The organism is Rhodoflexus sp. (genome assembly GCF_053489755.1).
Map to the genome: position 1 here is coordinate 58,216 of NZ_JBRCHD010000009.1, position 12,546 is coordinate 70,761.

The window sequence follows — 12,546 nt, forward strand, 5'->3', positions numbered from 1 at the left end:
TACTATGAGTTTTCCAATAATTCCAGCAGGCGGTTCAGGTCTTCGTCAGAGAAAAATGGGATCTTAATTTCGCCTTTGCCTTGTTCATTGCGGCTGATTTGTACCCGCGTACCATAGCGGTTGGAAAGCCTGTTTTGCAACTGTACTACTTCAGGGTTTAGGATACGTGCAGGTTTTTTGTTTTTATCTGCCGCTTCCGGTTTGGTAAGCATTGCGCGCACAGCTTCTTCAGTTTTTCGCACCGACCATTCTTCAGAGATGATTTTGGCAAAAATAGCGAGCTGCGCATCAATATTATCAATGTTAATTAGTGCGCGGGCATGCCCCATGCTGATTTTGCGATCGCGCACCCCGGCCTGAATATTGGGGGGGAGTTTCAGTAGGCGCAGGTAGTTGGTAACAGTGCTGCGATTTTTGCCGACCCTCTCGCCCAGTTCTTCTTGCTTAAGATTACACTCGGTAAGTAGCCGCTGGTAGCTGAGTGCAATTTCTATAGCATTTAATTCTTCGCGCTGTATATTTTCAATCAGCGCCATCTCCAGCATTTGCTGGTCGTTGGCAGTGCGTACGTAGGCAGGTATTTGTGTCAGTCCGGCTAATTTGGAGGCTTTCAAACGGCGCTCGCCTGAAATCAACTGGTAGCTGTTTGTATCTAACTGGCGCACGGTAATCGGCTGTATGATACCTTGTACGCGGATAGACTCGGCAAGCTCCTCCAGCGCAGTGCGGTCGAACTCGGTGCGCGGCTGAAAGGGATTCACTTCAATCTGCTCCAAAGGAATTTCGTGGATACGGCTTGCTGAAATAACGTCGGCGATCGCATCGGTCGAGAGATTGTGTTCTGTCGTATTATCTTCCAGCAGAGCGCTCAGACCTTTACCCAGACCGGTGCGCTTTTTTAATTGAGGTTTGTCGGACATGTACTATTTCGTAATACCGTTTTTGTTTAAAATTTCACGTGCGAGGTTCAGGTAGCTCAATGCGCCCTTGCTTTCTGCGTCGTGTGCGATGGCGGGCATACCGTAGCTCGGCGCTTCGCTCAGGCGGATGTTGCGCGGGATCATTGTCTGGAATACCAGATTTTTGAAATGTGTATTGACCTCTTCAACCACTTGGTTGGAGAGTTTGAGACGCACATCGTACATGGTCAGCAGAATGCCCTCTAACTCCAATTCGGTATTGAGGCGGGTTTGAATGATCTTGATCGTATTGAGCAGTTTGCCAAGACCCTCCAAGGCGAAATATTCGCACTGTACAGGGATAATGACCGAATTGGCAGCTGTCAGCGCATTGACAGTAATCAGACCCAGCGAAGGAGAGCAATCTACAAAAATGAAGTCGTACTTATTGCGTACGGACGCTAATGCAGACTTCATTCTTTCTTCGCGATTGGGAATGTTAATCATCTCAATTTCAGCGCCTACCAGATCTATATGAGAAGGTATCAAATCCAAATACTCAAAGGTTGTTTCCTTAATGACCTCCTGTACAGGGGTTTCATTGATCATACAGTCGTAAATGCTTTTCTGAACTTCGCGGGGGTTGAAACCAAGCCCTGAAGTAGAATTTGCCTGAGAATCTGCATCCACTACTAAACATCTATATTCTAATGCTGCTAAACTCGCCGCGAGGTTAATGGCTGTCGTAGTTTTACCTACACCGCCCTTTTGATTGGCAATAGCGATGATTTTACCCATGTAAGGTCTGATAATCAGTTAGTTAATAAAAGATTTGCCTGTAAGCACCGCAAATATATGATTTTATCCCCTGAAAACTAAATAGTTAGCAGGCGACTTTGCGGCGATGATTGCCATGTAAAAAAACTGTCTGTACACGTAACCAACCCTTGACTTAAGACGTTCTAATGTTACAAAATTGTTAATTTTGTGTTACGAAAAAACGATTTATGACTTAGATAACCCCACACACCATTGAAAACGCTGTTCGTATCCTTGTTGAGTTTTTGGTTGTCCATTGTGGCGCAGGCACAAGTGGCATCCGATTTCTTTTGCTGTGAAATACCTGCTGCCGATACTGCCCGTCTGCAAGCGGAATTGAACAATCTATCGGCACAGGTACTCAAAGATCTGCCCGAGCAGGAAGAAAAAAAACTTCGCACTGTTTTCAGGCGCGTCTTCAACAAGTATCTTAAAAATTACAAGCAAGGCAGCACACTTGCCGATGTTTTGCAATCTGCCAATTACGATTGTCTGAGCGGTACGATCATTTTTGCATACGTGCTGAGGCAGGCAGGTTTTCAGGTTACGGTTTATGAAACTAATATCCATGTGTTTTTGACGGTACTGCTGAACAGCGGCAAGGAAGTAATGATTGAAACGACAGATCCGATTAACGGACTGATTTTGTCGCCTATGGTAACTGCCCGACGCAAAGAGGAATACACCCGTCGTTTTGCAATGTATCAGGAACAGGAGCAGACGCATTACCGCTCAGCGTTTCAAATCATGCGGGCTATTCCTTTTCACGAGTTGGCAGCGTTGCAGTGTTTCAATAGGGCAGTAGCAGCCTATAACAACAAAGAATTTGCCATAGCTGCCGATTTTCTTTTCAAGTCGCAGTCGCTGATGATGACCGAGCGGGGCATGGAGTTGATGGTACTTGCGCTGGAGGGCATTCTGAGTAAACACGAATTGACAATAGACAAGCAACTGGCACTGTTAGATGCCATCGAATTCTACAAATCACGCTTGAGCCACTTGCCCAAGCTGGTAGCGCACTGACTAAGGTGAAGCAATGTGTGTCTAAATCCTGAACTTGTCCAAAGTTTGGGATTTTGTTTTTTTAGAGCATTTTTTTCGCTTGTTTTACCGTCCCCAACTTTTATTGTTATGTCGCCCGGACTCGTTCTAACGATTATTGTCGTTTATTTTTCATTGCTCATGGTTGTTGCTTGGTACTCTTCACGAGGCGCAACTACTGATACTTTTTTTACCGCCGACAAATCTGCGCCCTGGTATTTGGTGGCATTCGGTATGATCGGCACATCGCTTTCCGGGGTAACGTTCATTTCTGTGCCCGGTGCAGTTGGCAAGCAGGCATTTTCCTATTTTCAGTTGGTGCTTGGCTACTTGCCGGGCTATTTATTTATTGCCCTGGTGCTGATGCCGCTCTACTATCGCCTCAATCTGGTGTCTATTTATACCTATCTGGAGGAGCGGTTTGGCTTTTGGTCATACAAAACGGGGTCTTTTTTCTTCATTCTGTCTCGTTCGATTGGGTCATCGTTTCGCTTATATCTGGCAGCGCTGGTGCTCCAACTTGGTATTTTCGAACATTGGGGAGTGCCTTTCGAACTCAATGTACTGATCACCATTGCGCTTATTTGGATTTACACGTTCAAGGGCGGTATCAAAACTATCATCTTTACTGATACACTGCAAACATTTTTCTTGGTCAGTGCGCTGATTGTCAGTGTATTGCTGATTTCTAATGAGTTGAGTCTCGATTTTTCAGGATTGGTACAGAGCGTACAGGACAGCCCACATTCGCAGATATTTTTCTGGGAATGGAATGATGACAAAAATTTTTTCAAACAGTTTCTGGCAGGTACATTTATCGCCATTACCATGACGGGTATGGATCAGGACTTGATGCAAAAAAACCTGACCTGCAAGAACTTACGCGAAGCACAAAAGAATATGTTTTCGTTCTGCGTTGTGTTGGTCTTTGTCAATTTACTTTTCCTGACCTTAGGTTCGCTGTTGTACAGTTACGCAGCTACGCAAGGCATAGACATTCCTGCCAAAACGGACAGCCTGTACCCCATGCTGGCGCTGAACCATTTTGGCGTGCCGGTAGCAGTGTTCTTCCTGCTGGGCATTACAGCTTCTTCCTATGCCAGCGCAGATTCGGCGTTGGCTTCCCTTACCACCGCGTTCTGTGTAGATTTTCTGAACTTCAAAGAGCGCACAAACGAGGCTGAGAAGTCGCGACTCAAACTTTATGTACACATTGGTTTTTCTGTATTGCTCTACATTATCATTTTGATTTTCAGGTGGATTAACGACGATGCGGTTATTAACGCAGTATTCAAAGTAGCGGGCTATACCTACGGGCCATTATTAGGACTTTTTACTTTTGGTTTGTTTACAAGGCTCAAAGTACGCGACTGGGCAGTGCCTTTTGTCTGTCTGTCTTCGCCTGTGATCTGTTACATACTCAACATCAATTCTGAGGCATGGTTTAACGGCTACAAATTCGGCTTCGAGCTGTTGATAGTAAACGGCGCATTAACTTTTACGGGGCTGCTCTTGTTTAGTCGGCGCGGGTAGTTAGGCAGTGCCCTTTGAAATTTTATGCAAAACACAATCGAGCTATTCTCAGGCAGATTTATTCGCACGATGATATTCTCAGCCGGTGCGGCTGCCTTATTACCATTTTTTTTACTTTGCTATTACACGCTGCCGGGCTATATAGACGACTACGGAATAGCCGTGCACATACAAGCCTACGGCTGGCAGTTTGTACCGTATTATTTGAAAGTATGGAATGGGCGCTTTGTCGCAGCATTCTTTCACTGGTTCAACCCGCTGGGGTATCGCTTACCTGAGTTGTATGGGCTGACGGCGCTGTTCTTATTGTCTTTTTTTGGTGTAAGCGCCTGGATATTTATTCGATCGATTACAAAACAATTACTTAACGGCACAGAACAGTTGGTACTCTGGACTGTATTTCTGATATTCTTTTTTTCATATGTTCGGACGACGGTAGATCTATTCTATTGGTACTCATCGGGCGCTACCTATTGCATTGCCATTTGTTGGCAGTTGCTTTATATGTCTTTACTTCCTAAGTTATTTGTATCTAATCCTGATCGGTGGGCATGGTTCGGTTTGCCATTGCTTGGCTTTTTACAAGCAGGAACGAACGAGGTAGTTGCTGCTACTACTTTTATCATAGCTACTGTACTGTTGATAGTTTTTTCACTCAGAAATCGAAAATATCCTGCTATTGTAGTTGCATGTAGCCTTGGAGCTATTTTTATCGGCATTTTTTTGCAAATCGTTCTATCCGATTCGCCGCGTAGCTAAAGTGTAGCAAACTTCGCCCCTTCGTGGGGATTTGTAGTCAGAGGTTTAGGCATAACTATTCCCTATGTAGTAGGCTGGTTTAAAAACCTGCCATTGCTGGCAGCGCTTTTTCTGCCGCTTCCTCAAATGAGCCGAATTGCCGCTAAGAACACAGTGTTCAGGTTTAACAATATCGGCAGCATCGTATTATTATTCGCCATCGGGGGGGATTATTCTTCTTGCTATCCTTGTCGCTTATCCGCTTTTTATCAAAGAACCTTATATACCCAAGCGAATTGAAAATATCGCCTATTTGTGGTGGCTGACAACGCTCTTTTTTGGGTGTTTTGCCTGTGTGCAGTACTTGCGACTGAGGCGCGGCGTCGTCTTCCAAAGCCTGCCCAATTTTCTTACCGTTGCTGTTATGTTATTTATTGGGACTAAGATTTTTTCGGTGAATACCAAAGTAGGACTTGCATGGAAAGTATTGCTAAAGGGAAATGCCCGCGCTTACAAAGAGCAGTACTATGCGCGTTACAAGGCGATGAATAAAATACAGCAGTTGGATTTAAAGAGTGTGGTTTATCTGAAGCCTATCGAATACAGATTAGATGAGTTGATTTTTATCGAGGATCTTCACGATCAAAACATCTCCAATTACTTCAACAATCGCGCCTATGCCAACTACTTTGGTATGGACTCGGTACTGGTTTGGAAAACAAAATATCCTTAGGAAACTTTGAGTTTATTAAAAGTTTCCATAGTTTTGTGCGTTCTTAAACAACACACAAGACTTTGGAACTCAAAGAACGTATTTTGAAGGAAGCCGACCAGTTATTTCACGCTTATGGTATCCGCAGCGTCAGCATGGATGACATTGCGCGAAAGGTGGGCGTTTCCAAAAAAACCATTTACCAGTATTACAAAGACAAGGACGATCTGGTCTCTGTCATGGTGCATGAAATGCTTTCGCAGGATATTCGCGACTTTCAACTGATTAGCGAACGGGCAAGAGACGCGGTCGAGGAAATCACTCTGGGAGCAGAGCAGATCAAAAAAATGATACGCATGGTTAACCCGGTCGTTGTTTTTGACCTGCAAAAGTACCACCCCAACGCGTGGAGCATTTACAAAAGATTTAAGGAGCAGTACTTCCTCGGAGCGCTGATCAAGCTCATGCAGCGAGGAGTAGAAGAGGGGTATTTCCGCAAAGAAATCAATATAGAAGTGCTCGCCAAAATGCGGGTAGAACAGGTGCAAATGGGCTTCGATCCTACGTTGTTTCCGTTTGATAAATACAACGTGCTGGATGTGCAATGGGAGTTTTTCGATCACTTCGTCCACGGCATCGTTACGCTGAAAGGCTATTCCAAACTCATTCAATATCGTCAAGTTTATCATCAAAGCGAGAAACTTTCACAATCCCAACCTTTATGAGAACAGTCCTCACTTTTAGTCTATTAGCATGCATCCTGCCGCTAACCTTTGCACAAGGGAAGCTTTCTTCAGGCAATCCTGAAAAGGTGATTTTGCAGAACTACACACTTGAGCAGTGCATAGACTATGCGCTGAATCACTCCCCGTCGGTAGCTAACGCCAAAGCCGATGTAGAAATAGCCAAGGCGCAAATCGGCATCACGCGCGCCGATGGCTTGCCGCAAATCAATGCGGGCGGATCGGTCGTACACAACTACAAGTTAACGGTTGCCTTCTTGCCGGCGCAGTTTCTTAATCCGAATGCGCCGGAGGGCGAGTTTGTCGGTTTGCCTTTTCAGCCGCCGTTTCAGGGAAATGCTGCTGTCTCTGCCAATCAGATGCTTTTTGATGCTACATGGTTTCTGGGGCTGCGCGCTGCTGCTGTCTATGCAAAACTGGCAGAGAAAAACTTGGTGCGCAGCAAGATAGATGTCGTAGAGGCTGTTACTAAGGCATATTACGGGCTGCTTATTTCCGAAGAGCGCATAGGACTGCTGGATGCCAACGTACAGCGCGTAGAGGCACTTTTAAACGAAACCAAGGCAATGTATGCCAATGGATTTGTTGAAAAAATTGACGTAGATAGGTTGGAGGTAAACTTAAACAATCTGAAAATGGAAAAGCAGCGCGTTTTGCGTCTGGTAGAGATTAGCAAGTCTTTCCTCAAGTTCCAGATGGGCTTGCAACAGAGCGATGAAATCAGCATTGGCGAGTCGCTGCAAAAAATTAATCCCGATGCGATGTTTTTGCAAGCACAAGCACAGGAAACCTTCGACTACAAGTTGCGCCCTGAATACAGTCTGCTGGAAACACAGCGCGAACTGAATATACTCGCCATCAAGCGCGATCGTTTGGGTTACCTGCCGCGCCTCTCGGCTACTTTTCAGTATGGCAGCCTTGCAGGTCCTTCATCGGTGGAAAACTTGTTTCGCGGGGCTAACTGGATTGGCTTTGGCAATGTTGGTCTGACGCTTAGCGTGCCGATTTTTGACGGGATGCGCCGTCATTATCTGATCCAAAAAAGTCGAATGGAACTCATTCAGACGGAAAATACGATGCTGAACCTGCGTCGCAGTATTGATCTGGAACTGAGACAAGCACAAACCAATCTTGCCAATGCGATGGACAACCTGCAAACACAGCGCAAAAATATGGAACTGGCCGCAGAGGTAGCGCGCGTCAGTCGGCTCAAGTACAAAGAAGGTGTGGGTTCTAATCTGGAGGTAGTTAACGCTGAAAATGACTACAAACAAGCCGAAACAGGTTATTACAATGCGCTTTACGAAGCGCTGATTGCCAAAGTAGATGTAGATAAGGCAACAGGCAGACTAATCAAATAGAACAAAACTTGACTTATCCCTCCTTACTCGTAATTTTTCACAAAAAAATGACAAAACATTATGTTTTTGCCCTTGCTGTTCTGATGGCAGTAACCGCATGTAACAAGAGCGCTGATGAATCACTTGAAGGTAAGCGCAAGCGCCTTGCTGAGCTAAGGGCGCAGGCAGTTCAAATTAAAGCAGAAATCGCCAAGTTAGAGGAGCAGATTGCACAGGCAAATCCTGCAGCCGTTGTTAAAAAATTGGTAGAAGTTATGCCACTTGCTGCAAAAGATTTTGCCCATTTTGTAGAAGTACAAGGCAATGTAGCATCTGATCAGAACGTGGTGATTGCTCCTGAAATTTCCGGAGTCATTATCAAAAGATATGTGCAGGTTGGCGATATGGTTCGCAAAGGACAAGTGATTGCAGAGATAGATGCAGAAAATATCCGCAAAAGTATTGCTGAAATAGAAACCCGATTAGAACTTGCCCGCACTGTTTACGAGCGTCAGGCAAACCTATGGAATCAGAAGATTGGCTCGGAAGTGCAGTATCTGCAAGCCAAAAACAACATGGAAGCCCTTGAAAAAACGCTGGCTACTACCAAAACGCAGTTGAGCAAATCATTGGTTCGCGCACCAATTGACGGCATGGTAGAAGACTTGATGCAAAACGTAGGCGAAATGGCAAACCCTGCTGTGCCTATGGGGCGCATCGTCAATATTTCTCAGGTAGAAATTAATGCAGACGTGTCCGAAGTATATACAGCGGCTATCCGCCGTGGTGATGAGGTGCTGGTCTCATTTCCTGCTGTTAATAAAGAGCTGAAACTCAAAGTCAATATGGTGGGACAGTTCATTAATCCCAACAACCGCACTTTCAAAATTCAGATGCGGACAGCTAACCCCGATGGCTTGCTGAAGCCCAATTCACTGGCTGTCGTCAAAATTCGCGATTTTTTCCGCAAAGATGCCTTAGTAGTTCCTTCGTATTTGATTCAGCAATCGGCAAGTGGCGAAAAATTTATCTACGTACTGCGTGAAAAAGATGGTAAACAGGTTGTCGAGCGCGCAGTAATTAAATCCGGAAGGTCTTATGCAGGTCAGACGATGGTTGAAGAAGGATTGAGCATAGGCGATCAGATCATTACCAAAGGCTACAACGAAGTAGTTAATGGCGATGAGGTTGAGGTAGTACAAGGCAATAAGGTTGCACAAAAACAATAAACGGCAGTAGTCCAATGGAAGAAACTAAAGACATCAAACGGAGGTTTGCGCTCAGTACGCTGGCAATTAAAAACCGCACCAGCGTATTCATCCTCACTTTCATTATTGTTATGTTTGGCTTGATCTCCTACAGCAACATGCCTAAGGAATCCTTTCCTGAAATTGTATTTCCAACGGTTTATGTCAATACAGTTTATCCCGGCAACTCTCCCGTAGATATCGAAAACCTGATTACACGCCCGATTGAAAAAGAGATCAAAGGATTGAAAGGGGTAAAAAAAGTTACCTCAACCTCGTCGCAGGATGTTTCCGTAGTTGTGATTGAGTTTACCGAAAAGGTACAAATTGCTAAGGCTTTGCAAGATGTCAAAGATGCGGTTGACAAAGCTAAACGCGACCTGCCAAGCGATCTGGATCAAGATCCGGTAGTGCTGGAGGTGGACTTGTCGGAAGTGCCGATTGTAACGGTTAATATTTCCGGCGATTTTGAGATGGCGCAGTTGAAAAAATACGCCAACTATCTGGAGGAAATGTTTGAGGCCTTGCCCGAAGTTTCGCGCGTAGATATTATAGGCGCGTTGGATCGGGAGATTCAAATCAATGCAGACATCTACAAAATGGAAGCGCGCCGCGTTACTTTTGCAGATATCGAAAATGCAGTGCGCGCCGAGAATGTAACTATTTCGGGCGGTGAAGTACTGACAGACGGCTACAGACGCTCGATGCGTATTTCAGGCGAGTTTCAGACTGCCGATGAAATTGCCGATGTGATCGTAAAAGCAGAAGATCAGAACGTTGTTTATTTGAGAGATATAGCAACCGTAAAAGACAGCTATATCGAGCGCAAAAGCTATGCACGCCTTGCTACACAGGATTTCCTAAAGACAGGCGGACAGCCCGTTATTTCGCTCAATGTGGTAAAACGCAATAAGGAAAACCTCATTGCCGCAGATGCCAAAATTCAGGAACTACTGGTAAAAGCAAAATCTTCGGGCGCGCTTCCGCCGAATCTGAATATTATTCTGACCAACAATCAGGCAGATCAGATGAAAATTCAGATCAGCAACTTAGAGAACAGCATCATCTTCGGGATGATTCTGGTGGTGGGCGTATTGCTGTTTTTCATGGGCTTGCGCAACGCAATGTTTGTAGGGCTTGCTATTCCGCTTTCTATGATGCTTTCTTTTGTGGTACTGAGTTTCATTGGTGCAACAATCAACATCATGATCCTGTTCTCACTCGTGTTGGCCTTAGGTATGTTAGTAGATAACGCGATTGTAGTTATCGAAAACACTTACCGACTGATGGAGGCAGGCAAGCCCCGTATAGAAGCTGCTTTGCAAGGAGTAGGCGAGGTTGCAGTTCCCATTATCACTTCTACTATGACTACGCTGGCAGCTTTTCTGCCGCTGATGTTCTGGGGCGGACTGGTAGGGGAGTTTATGAAGTTTCTGCCGATCACGCTCATTGTCGTGTTGTCTTCTTCGCTGTTTGTCGGGTTGATTGTGAATCCTGTGGTGGCAGCAACTTTCATGAAGTTGGAAAAAGACCAGACTGCGCCCAAACCTCTCATCCGATTTGCGATCGTATGCTTTGCTTTGTCCATTCCTGCCTATTTCGTTTCCGATACTTACAGCCTTGGCAATATACTGATGACGCTGGCAGTGCTTACACTGATCAACGTTTTTTTCTTTCGCCCCGCATCGCGCTGGTTTCAGGATGTGCTGCTGACCAAATTGGAAGTGGTGTATAAAAATACGATTCGCTTCGCATTGAAAGGTCGCGTGCGTCCGCTGTCGTTCTTCTTTGGCAGCATTGTACTGATGTTTGCAGGCATTGTTATTTACTTTGGCAGCAAACCAATGGTAGATTTTTTCCCCAACACAGCGCCTTCGATTGTTTACTTGTACATTGAAGCACCGCTGGGTACAGACGTAAGTACAACCAACCGCCTGACTGAAAATGTCGAGAAAAAGGTCTATGAAGTTTTGCGCCCTTTCGAAAAGGCGGTAAAAGCAATCGTAACTAACGTAGGAGAAAACACCAGCAGTCCGAATGACTTTACGCAAGGCGGTTCTGTAACGCCTCACAAAAGTAAAATCACAGTAAACTTTGTTGAATACTCCGAACGTGGAGGATTGGATACGCGAGAGGCGCAACGCAAACTCAGCGAGATGGCTAAAACCATTCCCGGATTGAAAATTGTTACCGATGCACAGCGGACCGGCCCGCCTGTAGGTGCGCCTATCAATATAGAGATTATTGGCGACGATTACCTGACGCTCATCCGCGAGGCGGAAAAAATGAAGGAAATTATCGAGAAAAATAACATTGCGGGCATAGACGGTTTAAAGATCGGTATTGACGTTGGTAAACCTGAACTGCTCTTGCAAATAGATCGTGCAAAAGCACAGCGTCTCGGTTTGTCAACCTCTATGCTCGCAATGAATATGCGAACAGCTATCTACGGCAAAGAAATTTCTAAGATCAAAGACGGCAAGGATGATTATCCGATCAACCTGCGTCTTGGCGATGACTTCCGCTACGATCTTTCACGCCTGAATGACCAAAAAATTACTTTCCGCGACAATAAAGGTCGTTTCAGCCAGATTCCCATTTCTTCGGTTGCCAATATGGAGTACTCCTCGTCTTTTGGCGCAGTCAAACACAAAAACAACGAGCGCCTCGTAACGCTGGTTTCCAACATTACCGAAGGCTACAATGCCAACGAAGTAGTAGCCCAAGTAAAAGAAGCGCTGGCAGATTACAGCCCTCCTGCCGGCTACAGTTTCAAGTTTACCGGAGAACAGGAGGAGCAGGCACAGTCAATAGCTTTCTTGTTCAACGCCATGCTGATAGCCTTAGCGCTAATTTTCTTGATATTGGTATCGCAATTTAACTCTTTGACACAGCCGCTGCTGGTGATGGCAACCGTACCTTTCAGCTTAATCGGCGTATTTCTGGGGTTGGCATTTACCCGTTCAGACTTTGTAGTTATTATGACCGGCATCGGTATTATCTCTCTGGCAGGTGTGGTAGTAAACAACGCCATTGTACTCATTGACTGCGCTAACCAGTTGATGGCCAAACGCAAGCAAGCGCTTGGGCTGTCAGAAGATAATCGGTTAGATGCCACCGAAGTACGCGAAGCCCTAATCGAAGCCGGTTTCATGCGTCTGCGTCCGGTACTACTGACAGCAATCACAACCGTACTGGGTCTGATTCCACTGGCAATTGGTTTGAACGTAGATTTCTTCGGGCTGTACTCTCATTTCAGTCCTGATATTTACTGGGGCGGTCAGAATGCAGAGTTTTGGGGGCCGATGGCTTGGACGGTTGTTTACGGGCTTACCTTTTCGACTTTCCTGACGCTGGTAGTTGTACCTGTGATGTATTTCTTAGCCGATCGCCTGACCTATAGGCTCGCTAAACTGGTTAGCTAAGAGATAATTGTAGTATCTGATTTCGTTAGTACCCAAGGTTGCCGCGTCT

Annotated in this window: 10 protein-coding genes; 8 read left to right on the forward strand and 2 right to left on the reverse strand. The window is 45.5% G+C overall.

Annotated features, from left to right (window positions below; genetic code table 11):
* Positions 1-2: 2 nt before the first annotated feature.
* Together ACWIP2_RS01495 and ACWIP2_RS01500 are read right to left on the reverse strand one after the other, a co-directional pair.
* A complete protein-coding gene (locus ACWIP2_RS01495) occupies positions 3-920 on the reverse strand; it encodes a ParB/RepB/Spo0J family partition protein (RefSeq protein ID WP_448518120.1) in 918 nt (305 codons plus the stop codon).
* 3 nt (positions 921-923) lie between these two features.
* Positions 924-1,697, reverse strand: coding sequence for a ParA family protein (locus tag ACWIP2_RS01500; RefSeq protein WP_448518121.1), 774 nt, complete (start codon positions 1,695-1,697; stop codon positions 924-926).
* Between the two features lie 234 nt (positions 1,698-1,931).
* On the opposite strand from ACWIP2_RS01500, the gene ACWIP2_RS01505 reads away from it, so the two are divergent.
* The 8 genes from ACWIP2_RS01505 to ACWIP2_RS01540 all read left to right on the forward strand — a co-directional run bounded on the left by ACWIP2_RS01505 (position 1,932) and on the right by ACWIP2_RS01540 (position 12,497).
* Positions 1,932-2,741, forward strand: a complete 810-nt coding sequence (locus ACWIP2_RS01505; protein ID WP_448518122.1) for a hypothetical protein — start codon at positions 1,932-1,934, stop codon at positions 2,739-2,741.
* A 108-nt stretch (positions 2,742-2,849) separates the two neighbouring features.
* A complete protein-coding gene (locus tag ACWIP2_RS01510; RefSeq protein WP_448518123.1) occupies positions 2,850-4,292 on the forward strand; it encodes a sodium:solute symporter in 1,443 nt (480 codons plus the stop codon).
* 24 nt (positions 4,293-4,316) lie between these two features.
* Positions 4,317-5,051, forward strand: coding sequence for a hypothetical protein (locus ACWIP2_RS01515; RefSeq protein WP_448518124.1), 735 nt, complete (start codon positions 4,317-4,319; stop codon positions 5,049-5,051).
* A 136-nt stretch (positions 5,052-5,187) separates the two neighbouring features.
* Positions 5,188-5,763: a hypothetical protein gene (locus tag ACWIP2_RS01520; protein ID WP_448518125.1), complete on the forward strand. Its 576-nt coding sequence runs from the start codon at positions 5,188-5,190 to the stop codon at positions 5,761-5,763.
* Positions 5,764-5,825: 62 nt separating this feature from the next.
* Positions 5,826-6,467: a TetR/AcrR family transcriptional regulator gene (locus ACWIP2_RS01525; RefSeq protein ID WP_448518126.1), complete on the forward strand. Its 642-nt coding sequence runs from the start codon at positions 5,826-5,828 to the stop codon at positions 6,465-6,467.
* Positions 6,464-7,846, forward strand: a complete 1,383-nt coding sequence (locus ACWIP2_RS01530) for a TolC family protein (protein ID WP_448518127.1) — start codon at positions 6,464-6,466, stop codon at positions 7,844-7,846. The genes ACWIP2_RS01525 and ACWIP2_RS01530 overlap by 4 nt, the downstream gene beginning before the upstream one ends.
* 47 nt (positions 7,847-7,893) lie before the next feature.
* Positions 7,894-9,054, forward strand: a complete 1,161-nt coding sequence (locus ACWIP2_RS01535) for an efflux RND transporter periplasmic adaptor subunit (protein ID WP_448518128.1) — start codon at positions 7,894-7,896, stop codon at positions 9,052-9,054.
* A gap of 14 nt (positions 9,055-9,068) precedes the next feature.
* Entirely contained in the window at positions 9,069-12,497 is a 3,429-nt protein-coding gene (locus ACWIP2_RS01540) for an efflux RND transporter permease subunit (protein WP_448518129.1), read from the forward strand.
* Positions 12,498-12,546 lie beyond the last annotated feature (49 nt).